We start from the raw sequence: 17,431 nt of genomic DNA, 5'->3' as shown, positions 1-17,431 counted from the left end.
TAATAAGTGATGGTAGAGGTGCGAGCCTTAATAGTAAAAGTTTGGAGAAGTCCTGAGCTTCTGTGAAAAACTTTGAAAGGATTGCTCGCCGAAGTGAAGGGAAACTCAGTATTTTCTTTGCTGGTCCTGCGTTTAAGAAATGTAGGATTGTCAAGATGAATGATCTTGGAGAGCTATCTCACATTGTGGCGCGTAATTTTATTTACGTTTATAAAGCAATGAGAGACTAACTCTTATTGCTTTTTTTTATTTTAGGAAAATATATAGAAAACATATTGTTGAAAGTAGGGGAAGTTGTGGGCTTAATTGTTCAAAAATTTGGTGGAACATCCGTAGGTAGTGCTGAAAGAATAATGAATGTTGCTGAACGCGTTTTGGAAGAAAAAAATAATGGAAATGATGTGGTTGTCGTTGTTTCTGCAATGGGAAAAACAACAGATCAATTAGTATCTTTAGCGAAGGAACTGTCTTCAAATCCGTCTAAGCGAGAAATGGATATGCTTCTTTCGACCGGTGAACAGGTGACGATCTCATTGCTAGCTATGGCGCTCGCAGAAAAAGGAGTAAGTGCCATTTCTTATACTGGTTGGCAAGCTGGAATTTTGACTGAAAATATTCATAGTAATGCTCGAATTACTAACATAAATCCAGAAGCTATTAAGAAGCAATTTTCGCAAGGACATGTAGTTGTTGTAGCAGGTTTTCAAGGAGTAACAGATTCTGGAGAAATAACAACTTTAGGGCGTGGTGGTTCCGATACAACAGCTGTGGCATTAGCGGCAGCACTTCATGCCGATAAATGTGATATTTATACAGATGTAACGGGAGTGTACACGACTGATCCACGTTATGTGAAAGAAGCGAGAAAATTACTATCAGTTTCATATGATGAAATGCTCGAGCTAGCCAATTTAGGAGCAGGAGTTTTACATCCAAGAGCAGTTGAATTTGCTAAAAATTATCAAATTCCATTAGAAGTTCGATCAAGTATGGAAAAACAATCAGGGACCATCATAGAGGAGGAAGCAAGTATGGAACAAAATTTAGTCGTACGCGGAGTGGCGTTTGAAGATGAAATAACTCGAGTAACGGTGTTGGGGTTGCCTAATTCATTAACAAGCCTTTCTACGATTTTTACTACCCTTGCAGCAAATCATATCAATGTGGATATCATTATTCAGAGTACAATTGAGCTGGAAACAACAAATTTATCGTTTTCCATTAAAACTGAAGATCTAGAAAAGACTTTACAAGTTTTAGAAAAAAATAAAGAGACATTAAAATTCGAACGAATTGAAAGTGAAATTCAATTAGCAAAGGTTTCCATTGTTGGATCAGGGATGATTTCCAATCCAGGAGTAGCAGCTGAAATGTTCGATGCATTAGCAAAAAATCAGATTCAAGTAAAAATGGTCAGTACATCAGAAATTAAAGTATCAACAGTAGTAGAAGAAAAGTATATGCTTGAGGCTGTAAAAGTTTTACATGAAACGTTTGAGCTTGCTGGGAATAAAGTGAAGGCTTAAAATAAAAAGCTTCCAATGTGTCTTTATCACATTGGAAGCATTTTATTTACATTTCTGTAGTATCCTTTCGATCCCATCTTACAGTGAATTCAACGGTTCCAGCCTTTTTATGTACCTGTTCGAAGGCTTCAGTTATCATACCATTTTGTGTTTCTATTTGTTGAGCCAAAAAGCCCGCTTCGATTTTGTAATGTGTCTCTTTATTCGATTGAAATCGATAGATGATGAGAGGACTTGTTAGTTCGAAAAAAATGTCGTTTTTTGTCTCTTTTTTAATCGATAATTGCCCCCAGCCTGCTTTTTCAAAAAAGGCGATAATTTCTGTAATGCTTTGTAATGGATAAGAACGCGCAAGATTTTTTCCTGACCAATATAATATATCGGGTGCATCTTTACCGAGTATATTTGTTAACAGTTCCTCACGAACAAGATCATATCCGAACGAAGGTATAGTGATATCTTCCATCTCTACTTCGGGTTCTGGACTACGGAATTTCCTCAAAATATGTCTCCCCCTCTTTCTATTATTCTATTATAATCAAATTTCCCCTATTTTTATCAAAAAAATGAATGGAAATTTGTTCGACATTTATATCATTTTTATTATGAGCAAAAAAAATTATGATTGTATGGGGAAATTATTAAATAGCAAAATAAATGTTAATATAAAATTACCTATTATTTAAATATTCAGAGTATTATAAAAACTATTTTCAGAAAATAATAATTGTACACGTTTTCTTGACGCTCTAAGATGTTGGGAGTAAAATGAACATGTCACATAATTGTAAGAAAAGTGTCGAATTTTTTTCACAGTGATGAAGGGTTTCTCATTCCATTAATAGGGGGAAAATGGGAAGAATTTATCTTTTAAAATTTAAGGGGGGTACATGATGGCAGGTAATCGAGAGTTTTTCAATCGCAGATTGCACTCATTACTAGGGGTAATACCAGTTGGTCTATTTCTAATGCAGCATATGGTTGTCAACCATTTTGCTACTGGAGGGGAAGAGTCCTTTAACAAAGCTGCAAGATTTATGGAGCATCTTCCATTTCGTTATGTGTTAGAAACATTAGTTATTTTTTTACCTTTACTTTTCCATGCAATCTACGGACTTTATATCGCTTTTACTGCTAAAAACAATGCAAGTCGCTATGGATTCTTTAGAAACTGGATGTTCTTACTACAACGTGTATCAGGGGTTATTACATTAATCTTTATTACATGGCATGTATGGGAAACTCGTGTAGCTGCTGCATTTGGTTCAGAAGTTAACTTTCAAATGATGGAAAATATTTTATCCAATCCATTTATGTTTTGGTTCTATGTTGTTGGTGTGATTTCAACGACTTTCCACTTTGCAAATGGTCTTTGGTCTTTCATGGTAAGCTGGGGCATTACCGTAACACCACGTTCACAAGTCATTTCTACATATGTGACGATCGTGATTTTTATTGCCACTTCCATTGCATTTGTTCGTACACTTTTAGCATTTATCTAATTCGAAAAACTATTGAAATTTGAAAGATTTACGAAAAAAGGGAGTGAGTCACGATGAGTAAAGGTAAAGTAATAGTTGTCGGTGGCGGACTAGCTGGTTTAATGGCAACAATTAAGGTTGCAGAAGCCGGTACACCGGTAGATTTATTCTCATTAGTTCCTGTTAAACGTTCTCACTCTGTTTGTGCCCAAGGTGGTATTAACGGAGCTGTAAATACAAAAGGGGAAGGCGATTCTCCTTGGATCCATTTTGATGATACGATTTATGGTGGTGACTTTTTAGCAAACCAACCACCGGTAAAGGCAATGGCAGAAGCGGCACCAGGAATTATCCACTTATTTGACCGTATGGGTGTAATGTTTAATCGTACACCTGAAGGTTTACTAGATTTCCGTCGCTTTGGTGGTACACAGCATCATCGTACGGCATTTGCTGGTGCTACAACAGGACAGCAATTATTATATGCATTGGACGAACAAGTTCGACGCCATGAAGTAGCTGGGCTTGTAACGAAATATGAAGGCTGGGAGTTTTTGGGAACTGTTATCGATGACGAAGGTATTTGCCGTGGAGTTGTTGTTCAAAACCTAAAAACGATGGAAATAAAATCATTTGCAGCAGATGCGGTAATCTTGGCATCTGGTGGACCTGGGATTATTTTTGGAAAAACAACGAATTCTGTTATTAATACTGGATCTGCAGCGGCAATTGCTTATCAACAAGGTGTTTATTATGCAAATGGGGAGTTTATTCAAATTCACCCAACTGCGATTCCAGGAGACGATAAACTTCGCCTAATGAGTGAATCTGCTCGTGGTGAAGGTGGTCGTATTTGGACTTATAAAGAAGGTAAACCGTGGTATTTCCTTGAAGAAAAATATCCTGCATACGGAAATCTTGTTCCACGTGATATTGCTACACGTGAAATTTTTGATGTGTGTGTAGAGCAAAAACTCGGTATTAACGGCGAAAACATGGTATACCTTGATCTATCTCATAAAGATCCACATGAACTTGATATTAAGCTTGGTGGAATTATTGAAATTTATGAGAAGTTCACTGGTGAAGATCCACGTAAGCTTCCGATGAAAATATTCCCAGCTGTACACTATTCAATGGGTGGACTATGGGTAGATTACGACCAAATGACAAATATTCCAGGTTTATTTGCTGCTGGTGAGTGTGATTATTCTCAACATGGTGCAAACCGTTTAGGTGCTAATTCACTTCTATCAGCTATTTATGGTGGAATGGTTTCAGGACCAAATGCAGTTAGATACATTAATGGACTAGAGAAGAGTGTAGACTCTCTTTCTTCTACTTTGTTTGATAATGCTGTGAAACAAGAAGAAGAAAAATGGAATAAAATTATGTCTATGAATGGAACTGAAAATGCTTACGTTATTCATAAAGAACTTGGGGAATGGATGACAGACAATGTAACAGTTGTTCGTTTTAACGATAAGCTTTTAAAAACAGATGAAAAGTTACAAGAGTTATTACAGCGCTATGAAAACATCAATATTAACGATACAGCTAAGTGGAGTAATCAAGGGGCAAGCTTTACTCGTCAATTACAAAATATGCTTCAATTGGCTCGTGTTATTACTATTGGTGCATATAACCGTAATGAAAGCCGTGGTGCACATTACAAACCTGAATTCCCTGATCGTAATGATGAGGATTTCCTAAAAACAACAATGGCTAAGTTTGTGGATGCAAAATCAGCACCAGCTTTCCATTATGAAGAAGTGGATACTTCGTTAATTCAACCGCGTAAGCGTGATTATTCGAAGAAGAAAGGGGAGTAAGGAACATGTCTGAACAAAAAATGGTAAAATTTATTATTTCAAGACAAGACAGTCCTGATTCAGCTCCTTATACGGAAGAATTTGAACTGCCTTATCGCCCAAATATGAACGTCATTTCCGCCCTAATGGAAATTCGACGTAACCCAACAAATGCCCAAGGTAAAGATACTACACCTATCACTTGGGATATGAACTGTCTTGAAGAAGTTTGTGGAGCTTGCTCCATGATAATTAACGGCAAACCACGCCAATCTTGTTCAGCTCTTGTGGATCAGTTAGAACAACCAATTCGTTTAGAGCCTATGAGAACTTTCCCAGTTGTACGTGATCTTCAAGTGGACCGAAGCCGTATGTTTGACTCATTGAAAAAGGTTAAAGCATGGATTCCTATTGACGGAACTTATGACTTAGGACCTGGACCGCGTATGCCTGAAACAAAACGCCAATGGGCATATGAGTTATCTAAGTGTATGACGTGTGGTGTTTGCTTAGAAGCATGTCCGAATGTGAACAGTAAATCTGATTTCATTGGACCAGCACCATTATCACAAGTGCGCTTATTTAATGCTCATCCAACTGGTGAAATGAACAAAGCAGAACGTCTTCAATCGATTATGGGAGACGGCGGACTTGCAAACTGTGGTAACTCACAAAACTGCGTACAATCTTGTCCTAAAGGTATTCCTTTAACAACATCGATCGCAGCGCTAAACCGCGACACAACATTCCAAGCATTCAAAAACTTCTTCGGAAGCGATCAAATATAATAAAGAAAAGCCTCTTTCTATCGTAGAAAGAGGTTTTCTTTATCACTTTAAAGCGTCGGGGGTCAGTCCCCCGACGCTTTAAAGTGATAAAATGTGTTTCGTTCTTCCAAGTATTGTTTTATAATTAAAGAATGAATATTCATTCATTTCTAAGGAGGGAATACGATGAGCAAAATTTCTTATATAGAAAATATGGAAGAATGGGCAAAAGAATTTCATTTCTTTCATCCGATAAAGGTACGTTTTTCAGAAACAGATATGTTTGGACATGTAAACAATACGGTTCCTTTCGCATATTTTGAAGAAGCTAGAATTGAATTCTTTAAAAGTAAAGGATTTATGCAGGAATGGGTTAAGCCAGAAAACGAAACGATACCTGTAGTTGCCGACCTTCAATGTGATTATTTAGCTCAAGTGTACTTTGGGGAATCCTTAAAGATTTACGTTAAAGCACACAGAGTCGGTTCCTCATCTGTAGATTTACATTATATGGGCCAGAAATTGAACGGAAGCATTTCGTTTGTAGGAAGAGGGACAATGGTTCAAATGTCAAAGAAAAAAGGAAAAGGTAGTCCATGGACAGATGAAATGAAGCAATTATTGCTTCAAAATGACACGATTAAAGCTTGACTAATACAATCGCACATTTTTTAATAATATTTATTCTTCTTTATACAATTGTAGTCACTACAACCCTTCTCTTCACATAAGATATGGTGACTAAATATATACCCATCCCACGGTTCAAAGCTGGCGAAGGCAAGGAGGGTTACAATACTTGAAGGAGAATGAATATAATCACAAGCCATTACTCACAAAAAGAGAAAGAGAAGTATTCGAACTGTTAGTCCAAGACAAGACGACAAAAGAAATCGCTAGTGAATTATTTATAAGCGAAAAAACGGTTCGGAACCACATATCCAATGCCATGCAAAAGCTTGGTGTTAAGGGGCGTTCACAAGCAGTTGTAGAGCTCCTTCGTATGGGAGAGCTAGAACTTTAATCTTGACCGGCAGTCAAATATGATTGCCGGTTAAAACATTTAACGACAGAACTTCTTGAAATTTTTATAAAAAAAGTAGAAAATAAGATAAATACTATAAAAAATTTACGGCCCAACCTTTTTTATACTAAAAGTTATTGTAGGGGAGTTGGCAAAGATGAAACTAGAGGAAATTGAAAAAAGAGAAGCTTCGCAAATTGTTGCTAATATCGAAAAAGAGTTAAGATACATATCTGGAATTGTTCGACAAAAGGGACGGGAGATTTTAAGTAATTACACAATCACTCCACCACAATTTGTTGCTTTACAATGGTTGTTTGAGTATGGGGATATGACCATTGGTGAGTTATCGAACAAAATGTTTTTAGCTTGCAGTACAACGACGGATCTTGTCGACAGAATGGAGAAAAATCAACTTGTTCAACGTGTCAAAGATCCAAATGATCGAAGAGTAGTCCGTATTCATCTTCTTGATGAAGGAGAACGGATAATTGATGAAGTAATTAAAAAGAGACAATTATATCTTCAGGACGTATTGAAGAATTTTTCTACAGACGAAGTTCAGGCATTACAAGGAAATCTATTAAAACTACATCAAGAAATGCGAGAAGAATGAGGGAAGAGTTTTGAAACAACCGATAGGTATTATTGATTCCGGTGTGGGTGGGTTGACTGTTGTTAAAGAAGTTATGAGACAACTGCCCTACGAACAAATTTATTATGTTGGGGATACAGCAAGATGTCCGTATGGACCTAGGTCTGGTGATGAGGTAAAATTATTTACCTGGCAGCTAACTCGATTTCTTCTTCAGAAAAATATTAAAATGTTGGTGATCGCTTGCAATACAGCTACTGCTGTAGCACTTGATGAGATAAATTCGACATTGCCCATACCAGTGATCGGGGTTATTTACCCTGGAGCACGTGCTGCTTTAAAGGTAACAAAAAATTACCAAATAGGTGTGATAGCTACACTGGGCACAGTTAAAAGCGGAGCGTATGAAGAAGCTCTGAAATCATACAATCAAAAAGTTAAAGTTGATAGTTTAGCATGTCCAAAATTTGTCCCATTAGTTGAAAGTGGCGATATATACGAACCTGTTGCTAAGAAAATCGTTACTGAAACTTTAAAACCTCTGAAAAATAAAAAACTAGATACTCTTATATTAGGCTGCACTCATTATCCACTTTTAGAGCCAATAATAAAAGATGTTATGGGACAAGCAGTCCAAATTATAAGCTCTGGAGATGAAACAGCATTAGAAATGAGCACGATTCTTCAGCATGATGGTTTATTAAATCCATCAAAGGAAGAACCCGTTCATCAGTTCTATACGACGGGGTCAACAACGATTTTTTCTAATATTGCCTCTAAATGGTTAAATAAACCAATTAACAACGTTCAGCATATCAAACTGGATTAGAAGCTACTCAATAGGGTGGGCTTCTTTTTTTTGAAAAAATAACATCCTTTGTACAATTTTTTCTTTCCAAAGACGGTCTAAATTTTTAATAAGCTCGTATACATGTTAGTACAAACTGTCTTAGGAGGGATTTTCATGTCCATTAATAAAAAAACAACAGGCATCGTTTCAGCCGTACTTGTATCCTCTGCATTGCTTTCAGGGTGTGGGTTATTCGGGGGAGAAGAGAAAAAACAAATCGATCCACCAAATGAAGTTTCCTATACGGAAGATGGAAGCCAGTCGGTTGTTACGGAAGAAACGACTGGAACGGAAGTTGTGGATCAGGAAAAAGCTGCAGAACAATCAGTTATGACAGAACTCTATTTAATTGATAAAGAGGGTTATGTTGTACCCCAATCATTTTCTTTACCTAATACGGTAGGGGTGGCCAAACAAGCTTTAGAATATCTCGTAGAAAACGGGCCTTTGGCTGAGACCGATATGCTTCCTAACGGATTCCGCGCTGTTCTACCAGCGGATACAACCGTTTCTGTTGATATAAAAGATAAGGTAGCAACAGTTAATTTCTCAGAAGAATTTAAAACGTATAAAGCAGAGGATGAAGCGAGAATTCTTGAAGCGGTTACTTGGACCTTAACTCAATTTGACACAATTGATAAGGTAAAATTAAAAATGAATGGACATGAATTGACAGAAATGCCAGTGAACGGTACTCCGATTAGTGATGTAGTAAGTCGGAGCAATGGGATCAATCTGGACACGACTGAAGTCGTTGATATTTCTAATACGATGCCTTTAACAGTCTATTATCTTGGTGGAGACGAAAAGAATTACTACTATGTCCCTGTAACCAAACGTGTAAGTAATAAAACAAAAGATCCAGTAGTGGCTGTAGTAAATGAACTTGTAAAAGGTCCAAGCTACAAGTCAAATTTAGTATCAGAATTTTTACCAGAAGTGAAACTTCTAGATGCTCCGAAGGTAGAGGCTGGAAAGGTTACATTAAACTTTAACGAATCAGTTTATGGCAGTTTTGAAGAAAAAATGATTACGAAACATTTACTGACTTCACTCGTCCTTTCTTTAACGGAGCAACAGGGAATAGAAAGTGTAGCAGTCATGGTTGAGGGCAAATCAGATGTGGTGAGTGAAGATGGTGAAAAAATTATAGAACCTGTGACCCGACCAGAAAAAGTAAACACAGGTAGTTTTTAAAAAATAGTTTTTGTTATACTATATAATGACAACAAAAGAGGTAGGCAATTTTGCCACCTCTTTCTTATTGTTTCAAATAGGAGGAATATGAACATGCGTGTGGATGGAAGACAAGTAAATGAATTAAGACCCTTACATATTGAAACGAATTATTTAATTCATCCGGAAGGCTCCGTTTTAATTTCAGTTGGTGACACAAAAGTCATTTGTACAGCTAGTATTGAGGATCGTGTTCCACCATTTATGAGAAATTCAGGAAAAGGCTGGATTACTGCTGAATATTCGATGTTACCGCGGGCAACAGGAACGAGAAATATTCGCGAATCTTCAAAGGGAAAAGTTTCGGGAAGAACAATGGAAATACAACGATTAATTGGACGTGCACTTCGAGCAGTTGTCAATTTAGATGTAATCGGGGAGAAAACAATCTGGATTGACTGTGATGTAATCCAAGCGGACGGTGGGACCCGCACAGCATCCATTACGGGTGCTTATGTGGCAATGGTACAAGCTCTGCATAAACTTTATGTAAATAAATCCATTTCTAAATTCCCTGTCCATGATTTTTTAGCAGCCACAAGTGTTGGAATTTTGGAAGAGGGAAAAACAGTTTTAGATTTAAACTATATCGAAGATTCAGCTGCCCAAGTAGATATGAATGTCATTATGACTGGCAACGGTGAATTTGTAGAACTACAAGGTACAGGTGAGGAGTCTACTTTTTCATATGATCAATTACAAGAATTATTGAAGACAGCCCAAGATGGACTAATGGAGTTATTTGAACAACAAAAACTAGCTTTAGGGGAAGAGGTTGTTAAATTAATTGCTAGTACGAATAAGGGGAAGAAGTAAATGCACGAGATCGTTATTGCGACAAAAAATAAAGGTAAAGCGAAAGAATTTGAAAGTCTATTTTCAAAAAAAGGTTTTACCGTCAAGACATTATTAGACTATCCCGAAATAGAAGAGGTTGAAGAAACGGGAAAAACATTTGAAGAAAATGCAATATTGAAAGCTGAAGCTGTAGCTGGGCAATTAAATCAAACAGTCATCTCGGATGATTCTGGCTTAATTGTAGATGCCCTTGATGGTCGACCAGGGATATATTCTGCACGATATGCAGGAGAAGCAAAAGATGATGAGGCAAATATTGACAAGGTTCTAGAAGAGTTAGCTGGTTTACCGGGTGAGAATCGGACCGCAAGATTTTACTGTGCACTGGCAATAGCCATCCCTGGAAAGGCTACTTATACAGTTAGCGGAACTTGTGAAGGCGAGATCTTGCATGAAAGACGTGGCACAAATGGATTCGGTTATGACCCTATATTTTTTGTGAATGAGAAGAACCATGCTATGGCAGAACTAACTTCAGAGGAAAAAAACGTAATTAGTCATCGTGCAAAAGCAATAAAAAAATTAGAAAAAGATATTGATCACATTTTATTTTTGAAATAATTGATGACAAAGTTCTTTGAAACGTTTATGATATAAACCTAGGCCTGTTACCAAAGTTAACCATGAATATAATGGATTGTTAAAATCCTTTTGACATCAATGAGGGATATATATTACCTCATTGATGTTAAAAAAAATTCAAATGAAGTGTTGACATTATTATATTGTGCTAATATAATAATAAATGTCCTTGAAAATTAATAATGTCCCAGTAGCTCAGCCGGATAGAGCATACGCCTTCTAAGCGTACGGTCGGGAGTTCGAATCTCTCCTGGGACGCCATTTTTACTAAAAGTTACATACTTAAACTTACTACTTTACTCACCTTTATTTAGGTGAGTTTTTTGTCTATTAATAATATAAATACTTAAGGCGGAATGCTTATGAAAAAGCGAAGAAAAATAAAACCTCATAAAGAAAATATTTTTCTTTTTCCAAATGTCGATAAGCTTCTGATGGAAAAGGGATTAGAAAGTCTTCAAAATAAAAAGTTTTCGGAAGCGATCGAGTACCTTGAGAAGGCAAAGGAATTGGATCAATATAATGAAGATATAGATTTAGGATTGATCATCTCCTATTTTGAATCGGGTAACCTTTTAACTGCAAAAAATATCGCCAATGAAAGCCTGCAAAAAGGAGTAGGCGATTACTTTCAATTAATAGATATCTTCATAATGATTTTACTCCAACTAAATGAATATGAGGAAATTGTATCTACTATTGAAGCTTTAATAGAAGAAAAAGAAGTTCCAATTGATAAGTTGGATAATTTTTCTAAGATTTTAGAATTTAGTAGAAGAAAATTAGAATCTGATTTCAGAGATTCCGTTGAACCCCCCGATGAAGAAAGTGAAAAATTTGATCTTTTCCATTATCAAAATATTAATGATCAGTTCTTAGCCATTGAGAAAATATCTGAAAAGAATGTTAGGTCCTATTTAAAAGGAATAAAGGAATATTTGCAATCTGAACATGGCCACCCTTTTATAAAAACAATGCTTCTTCAGCTTTTGAAAGAACAAGAAGTAAATCAAGAAATCGAAATCCATAAATTTCAGCAAAGCATACTGGTAAACCCTACTGACCTATTGGATTTAGAAAATTCAGGTGAAAACACGAATATTATCGAAAAATTAAAGCAAGTTCTTGAACAAAGTAATCCAACCCTTTTTGATAGTAGTAAAACGATTGTTAGTAGACATTCCTTTTTATTATTTCCAATCGAGCGTAACCCAAGTGATCCATCTATTTGGACAGCTGCCTATCATTTTATTACCCTTGAATATTTTGGGGAGATCGTATCCATAGAAGAAATGGCTGAAAAATATCAAATTAATCAAAGAGATTTAAAAGAAGTTATTGCTTTTATTAGAGAACTAGAAGAAATTTCTTCCCCGTTTATATAGGTCTGGCTGTTGAAAGACAGAAAACGTGTGTTATAATGTAGTGGTTGTAATGTGTGAAATAACATATTTTACATGCGGATGGATATTAACTTGTAAGGCAAGAAGTATTCAACCAATAAATACTTAATGATATGATAAATAGATTTTGGAGGGAAATTTAATGTCTGCAAAGTGGGAAAAGTTAGAAGGAAACGTAGGTGTTCTTACTGTTGAAGTTGAGGCAGGAGAAGTTAATAAAGGATTGGACGCTGCGTTCCAAAAAGTCGTTAAAAAAGTAAATGTACCTGGTTTCCGTAAAGGTAAAATGCCTCGCGCACTTTTTGAAAAACGTTTTGGTGTAGAATCTCTTTATCAAGATGCATTAGATATTCTTCTACCTGAAGCTTATGCTAGTGCAATTATTGAAACAGGGATTGAGCCAGTGGATCGTCCTGAAATCGACATCGAAAAAATGGAAAAAGGCGAAAATTTAATTTTCAAAGCAACTGTTACAGTTAAACCAGAAGTTAAACTTGGCGAATATAAAGGTTTAGAAGTAGAAGCATTCGATACAACTGTTACAGATGAAGATGTAGAGAAAGAAATCAAAACTTTACAAAATCGTCAAGCTGAACTAGTTGTTAAAGAAGATGGAAAAGCTGAAAACGGTGATACAGTTGTTATCGATTTCGAAGGTTTCGTTGATGGCGAAGCATTCGAAGGTGGGAAAGCTGAAAACTATTCTTTAGAGCTTGGTTCTGGTAATTTCATTCCTGGTTTTGAAGATCAATTAGTAGGTACTGCTACTGGTGAATCTAAAGACGTTGAAGTTAGCTTCCCTGAAGAGTACCATGCAGCTGAACTTGCTGGTAAACCTGCTGTGTTCAAAGTTACTGTTCATGAAATTAAAGCAAAAGAACTTCCTGCTTTAGATGATGAATTTGCTAAAGATGTCGATGATGAAGTAGAAAGCCTAGACGCTTTAAAAGAAAAAATTAAAAATCGTTTAGTAGATGAGAAAAATCATCAAGCAGAACATCATGTACGTGATGCAGTTGTTGAAGCTGCAGCGAAAAACACAGAAGTGGATATTCCAGAAGCTATGGTTGAAACTGAAGTGGATCGTATGATGAATGAGTTCGAACAACGTTTACAAATGCAAGGAATGAATCTTGAATTATACTTCCAATTCTCTGGACAAGATGAAACAGTTCTTCGTGATCAAATGAAGGAAGAAGCTGTTAATCGTGTTCGTGTAAATTTAACACTTGAAGCGATTGCTAAAGCTGAAAACATCGAAGTAACTGAAGAAGATGTTAATAATGAAATTGCAAAAATGGCTGAAATGTATAACATGTCAGTAGAAAACATCACAAAAGCTTTAGGTAGCACTGAAGGTTTAAAAGGTGATTTACAATTGAAAAAAGCTGTAGATTTCCTAGTAGAAAACAAAAAGTAATTAATTTCCATATGACAAGGCACGGAAGCATTCGTGCCTTGTTTTTACACTTAAAAATAAATATTTAGCCTTTTATACATATGTACGAAATAAATACTTACGATTTAATTAAGAGAAATATGGTTAAGCTTAGTTCATACGATTCTTTTTAATGCGGATTAAAAGAAAATAAATATATTGTAGTTTTGTAAAAATATTCTTACAATTCTACATGGTCTAAGGGTTATTATTTCCTGTCTGTACATAAAATGTGTTACAATCCAATACATAACATTAAGCAGTTTTATTTTAAAGGTTAAAAAACATAATTTTCTATTTTAATCCGCAGCCGTATCCGGTTAGAAGTTCTTCAAGGGGTGATAAGTATTGTTTAAATTTAATGATGAAAAAGGGCAGCTTAAATGCTCATTTTGTGGGAAAACACAAGATCAAGTCCGAAAATTAGTTGCCGGACCAGGTGTATATATATGCGATGAGTGTATCGAGCTTTGTACTGAAATTGTTGAAGAAGAATTAGGAACAGAGGAAGAAGTTGAATTCAAGGACGTTCCAAAACCGAAAGAAATTCGTGAAATATTAGACGAGTATGTAATTGGGCAGGATCAGGCAAAGAAATCGTTAGCAGTGGCCGTTTATAACCATTACAAACGAATTAATTCTAATAGTAAAATTGATGATGTAGAGTTATCAAAAAGTAATATTGCTATGATTGGTCCGACAGGAAGTGGTAAAACACTACTTGCACAAACATTAGCGAGAATTTTAAATGTTCCATTTGCCATTGCTGATGCGACTTCTTTAACGGAAGCTGGTTATGTTGGTGAAGATGTTGAGAATATTTTATTAAAGCTTATTCAGTCTGCTGACTACGATGTAGAGAAAGCTGAAAAAGGTATCATTTATATCGATGAAATTGATAAAATTGCTCGTAAATCTGAAAATCCATCTATTACTCGAGATGTTTCAGGTGAAGGAGTACAACAAGCTTTATTAAAAATACTAGAAGGTACTGTGGCAAGTGTCCCTCCACAAGGTGGACGTAAACACCCTCATCAGGAATTTATTCAAATTGATACAACGAATATTCTCTTTATTTGTGGTGGTGCTTTTGACGGAATCGAGCCAATCATTAAACGTCGATTAGGTCAAAAGGTCATAGGCTTTGGTGGTGAAAATAAGCAGGAAGATATTAGCCAAAAAGAGCTTCTTTCCAAAGTTCTTCCTGAAGACTTATTAAGATTTGGATTGATTCCAGAATTTATCGGTCGTTTACCTGTCATTGCAAGTTTAGAGCAATTAGATGAAGAAGCATTAATTGAAATTTTAACTAAACCTAAGAATGCTCTTGTTAAACAATATCAAAAAATGCTCGAACTTGATGATGTTGAATTAGAATTTGAAGAAGAAGCGCTGAAGGAAATTGCTAAAAAGGCAATTGAACGAAAAACAGGTGCACGTGGTCTACGTTCTATCATTGAAGGAATTATGTTGGATGTAATGTTTGACCTACCTTCACGCGATGATATTACCCGTTGTGTAATTACAAAAGAAACCGTACTGAATAATACAGTTCCGAAATTAATATTAAATGATGGTACAATCATCGAGCAGGAACGTTCTGCTTAAAAAGAAAAACAAGCTCCTGTTCGTCGGAGCTGGATAGTTTTCTAAAAGACCAAACCTAAATTTTTCGAGGTTTGGTCTTTTATTTTTTTAACCTAATTTGTCTTTCATTCCATCTTTCTCTATTATTATTGTTTATTCCATCACTCCCTCGGAAATAATAGCATATATCGAATTCGTAAAAATCGCGGGAGGAATAAGATGAGTTGGACGGGAATTGCCTTAATCATACAATTGTTTTTTGGGATAATCATTGGGTTGTATTTTTGGAACTTATTAAGAAACCAACGAACGCAAAAAATTTCGATTGATAAAGAGTCCCGAAAGGAAATGGATCAATTACGTAAGATGAGATCCATTTCATTAACAGAACCCTTATCTGAAAAAGTACGACCTAATAATTTTAAGGATATTGTTGGTCAGGAAGATGGAATTAAAGCACTTAAAGCTGCACTTTGTGGTCCAAACCCACAGCATGTGATTGTATATGGACCGCCTGGAGTTGGAAAAACAGCAGCCGCACGTTTAGTTTTAGAAGAAGCAAAGAAAAATTATAAATCCCCGTTTAAGCATTCATCTGTTTTTATCGAGTTAGATGCGACAACAGCAAGATTTGATGAACGGGGAATAGCTGACCCACTAATTGGGTCTGTTCACGACCCTATCTATCAAGGCGCAGGGGCAATGGGGCAAGCTGGAATTCCTCAACCTAAACAAGGGGCAGTAACAAATGCACATGGTGGAGTATTATTTATCGATGAAATAGGTGAATTGCACCCAATACAGATGAATAAGTTGTTGAAAGTACTGGAAGACCGAAAAGTATTTTTAGAAAGTGCTTATTACCATGAAGAAAATACGCAAATTCCAACGCATATTCATGATATTTTTAAAAATGGACTGCCAGCTGATTTTAGATTAATTGGGGCAACAACTAGGACACCAAGCGAAATACCACCAGCAATTCGGTCACGGTGTATGGAAGTATTTTTTCGAGAATTAAATCAAGAAGAAATATCTGCAATCGCGAAAAAAGCTGCAGACAAAGTCCAATTACAAATTAATGATTCAGGACTTGAGACATTATCGAACTATGCTAGGAACGGACGCGAAGCGGTAAATATCATTCAAACAGCTGCAGGATTAGCCATTACAGGTGATCGACAAAATATAAAAGATGAAGATATTGAATGGGTCATTCATTCTAGTCAGTTGACTCCTAGAATGGAAAAGAAAATTAATTTAATCTCTAGTATCGGTTTAGTCAATGGTTTAGCGGTTTATGGTCCCAATTCAGGGGCATTGTTAGAAATTGAGGTTACCGTCATTCCAGCAAAAGAAAAAGGCTCAATTAATATTACTGGTATTGTAGAAGAGGAAAGTATTGGTGGTAGCGGGAAGTCGATTCGTCGAAAAAGTATGGCAAAAGGCTCAATCGAGAATGTTATTACGGTATTAAGGTCTATGGGTGTACCAGCAGATGAATTTGATATTCATGTTAATTTCCCAGGTGGTGTACCGATAGACGGTCCTTCCGCAGGGATTGCGATGGCAACAGGGATTTATTCCGCTATTTATAAAATTCCTGTCAATCATACGGTTGCTATGACAGGTGAAATTGGAATACACGGACATGTGAAGCCTATCGGAGGAGTTTTTCCAAAGGTATTAGCAGCTAAAAAAGCTGGGGCAAAAACAGTCATCATTCCGATGGAGAATAAGCAATCGATATTAAATGAAATAAAAGGGATCCAAATAGTCACCGTAAATCATCTCGACGAGGTATTTGAAATTGCCTTACAACAAAAATTTGCAACAGAATTGACACCAAAGCCACTGGATTTTGATGTTATTCCAGCTTCTTACGACATAACGAAAAAAGAATCTATATAAAAATTAAAACTTCGGTTTAACTAACAAGCCGAAGTTTTTTCTGTTTAACTGAACAAGTAATAAAATAGGGAGAAGATATTGATACTAAGAAAGCAGCAGTGAAGATATTTCAATTGTCTAGCTCCAGTGGCTAGCCCCAACGTACAGGATGTACTAGTGTCGACAATGCGACAGGACGTCGCGCTTTTGTCGACCTCGAGGTCAAATGTTCGCCACCCCAAAAGTCAAAGAACGACTTTCCGGGTGTCGAAGCATTTGCTTGTCGGGGCTAATCAAGCCGCTTGCGCTTTCTAAAAAATAGACACAGTTTATTAAATACGTTAGAATTGTACAAAGATTGCATATGCAATAATTATCGGGAA

16 protein-coding genes, 1 tRNA gene and 1 riboswitch are annotated in these 17,431 nt (G+C 36.2%); of the genes, 16 read left to right on the top strand and 1 reads right to left on the bottom strand.

Annotated elements, in window-relative coordinates:
* Positions 1 to 5 precede the first annotated feature (5 nt).
* Positions 6 to 184: riboswitch (Lysine riboswitch) on the top strand.
* Positions 185 to 296: 112 nt separating this feature from the next.
* Positions 297 to 1,526: an aspartate kinase gene (locus tag ACFSO7_RS20095; protein ID WP_377879164.1), complete on the top strand. Its 1,230-nt coding sequence runs from the start codon at positions 297 to 299 to the stop codon at positions 1,524 to 1,526.
* Between the two features lie 46 nt (positions 1,527 to 1,572).
* Here the strand turns inward: ACFSO7_RS20095 and ACFSO7_RS20090 are convergent, their stop codons facing one another.
* Positions 1,573 to 2,028 (bottom strand): YslB family protein, encoded by a 456-nt coding sequence (locus tag ACFSO7_RS20090; protein ID WP_377879163.1) that lies wholly within the window; start codon positions 2,026 to 2,028, stop codon positions 1,573 to 1,575.
* A gap of 391 nt (positions 2,029 to 2,419) precedes the next feature.
* Here ACFSO7_RS20090 and ACFSO7_RS20085 point away from each other — a divergent pair, with 391 nt between their 5' ends.
* The 15 genes from ACFSO7_RS20085 (at position 2,420) to lonB (ending at position 17,069) form a co-directional block, all read left to right on the top strand.
* Entirely contained in the window at positions 2,420 to 3,028 is a 609-nt protein-coding gene (locus ACFSO7_RS20085) for a succinate dehydrogenase cytochrome b558 subunit (protein ID WP_377879162.1), read from the top strand.
* A gap of 53 nt (positions 3,029 to 3,081) precedes the next feature.
* A complete protein-coding gene (sdhA, locus tag ACFSO7_RS20080; RefSeq protein ID WP_377879161.1) occupies positions 3,082 to 4,839 on the top strand; it encodes a succinate dehydrogenase flavoprotein subunit in 1,758 nt (585 codons plus the stop codon).
* A gap of 5 nt (positions 4,840 to 4,844) precedes the next feature.
* Positions 4,845 to 5,606: a succinate dehydrogenase iron-sulfur subunit gene (sdhB, locus tag ACFSO7_RS20075; protein WP_377879160.1), complete on the top strand. Its 762-nt coding sequence runs from the start codon at positions 4,845 to 4,847 to the stop codon at positions 5,604 to 5,606.
* A 165-nt stretch (positions 5,607 to 5,771) separates the two neighbouring features.
* On the top strand, positions 5,772 to 6,236 hold the full coding sequence (locus ACFSO7_RS20070; RefSeq protein ID WP_377879159.1) for an acyl-CoA thioesterase: 465 nt from the start codon (positions 5,772 to 5,774) through the stop codon (positions 6,234 to 6,236).
* A 148-nt stretch (positions 6,237 to 6,384) separates the two neighbouring features.
* Complete coding sequence (gerE, locus tag ACFSO7_RS20065) at positions 6,385 to 6,609, top strand: spore germination transcription factor GerE (RefSeq protein WP_377879158.1); 225 nt, start codon at positions 6,385 to 6,387, stop codon at positions 6,607 to 6,609.
* A gap of 157 nt (positions 6,610 to 6,766) precedes the next feature.
* Positions 6,767 to 7,225 carry a MarR family winged helix-turn-helix transcriptional regulator gene (locus ACFSO7_RS20060; protein ID WP_377879157.1) on the top strand — a complete coding sequence of 153 codons (459 nt, stop codon included), beginning with the start codon at positions 6,767 to 6,769 and terminating at the stop codon, positions 7,223 to 7,225.
* A gap of 10 nt (positions 7,226 to 7,235) precedes the next feature.
* A complete protein-coding gene (gene racE / locus ACFSO7_RS20055) occupies positions 7,236 to 8,033 on the top strand; it encodes a glutamate racemase (RefSeq protein WP_377879156.1) in 798 nt (265 codons plus the stop codon).
* A 135-nt stretch (positions 8,034 to 8,168) separates the two neighbouring features.
* Positions 8,169 to 9,251, top strand: a complete 1,083-nt coding sequence (locus ACFSO7_RS20050) for a GerMN domain-containing protein (protein WP_377879155.1) — start codon at positions 8,169 to 8,171, stop codon at positions 9,249 to 9,251.
* A 93-nt stretch (positions 9,252 to 9,344) separates the two neighbouring features.
* Entirely contained in the window at positions 9,345 to 10,106 is a 762-nt protein-coding gene (rph, locus tag ACFSO7_RS20045) for a ribonuclease PH (RefSeq protein ID WP_377879154.1), read from the top strand.
* Positions 10,107 to 10,709, top strand: a complete 603-nt coding sequence (locus tag ACFSO7_RS20040; RefSeq protein ID WP_377879153.1) for an XTP/dITP diphosphatase — start codon at positions 10,107 to 10,109, stop codon at positions 10,707 to 10,709.
* Positions 10,710 to 10,914: 205 nt separating this feature from the next.
* Positions 10,915 to 10,991: transfer RNA gene (locus ACFSO7_RS20035), tRNA-Arg, on the top strand.
* 101 nt (positions 10,992 to 11,092) lie between these two features.
* Positions 11,093 to 12,115, top strand: a complete 1,023-nt coding sequence (locus ACFSO7_RS20030) for a tetratricopeptide repeat protein (protein WP_377879152.1) — start codon at positions 11,093 to 11,095, stop codon at positions 12,113 to 12,115.
* A 160-nt stretch (positions 12,116 to 12,275) separates the two neighbouring features.
* The gene (gene tig / locus ACFSO7_RS20025; protein WP_377879151.1) at positions 12,276 to 13,553 is read left to right on the top strand and encodes a trigger factor; all 1,278 of its coding nucleotides are present in this window, start codon (positions 12,276 to 12,278) and stop codon (positions 13,551 to 13,553) included.
* A gap of 366 nt (positions 13,554 to 13,919) precedes the next feature.
* Positions 13,920 to 15,179 (top strand): ATP-dependent protease ATP-binding subunit ClpX, encoded by a 1,260-nt coding sequence (gene clpX / locus ACFSO7_RS20020; protein WP_377879150.1) that lies wholly within the window; start codon positions 13,920 to 13,922, stop codon positions 15,177 to 15,179.
* A gap of 198 nt (positions 15,180 to 15,377) precedes the next feature.
* Positions 15,378 to 17,069 carry an ATP-dependent protease LonB gene (gene lonB, locus ACFSO7_RS20015; protein WP_377879149.1) on the top strand — a complete coding sequence of 564 codons (1,692 nt, stop codon included), beginning with the start codon at positions 15,378 to 15,380 and terminating at the stop codon, positions 17,067 to 17,069.
* The last annotated feature ends 362 nt before the right edge of the window (positions 17,070 to 17,431 follow it).

The sequence above is a fragment of the Bacillus sp. CGMCC 1.16607 genome (genome assembly GCF_042683745.1).
Taxonomy (GTDB): Bacteria; Bacillota; Bacilli; order Bacillales; family Cytobacillaceae; genus Pseudoneobacillus.
The sequence above is the reverse complement of the archived record's forward strand: the minus strand, read 5'-3'. Positions and strand labels throughout refer to the sequence as shown.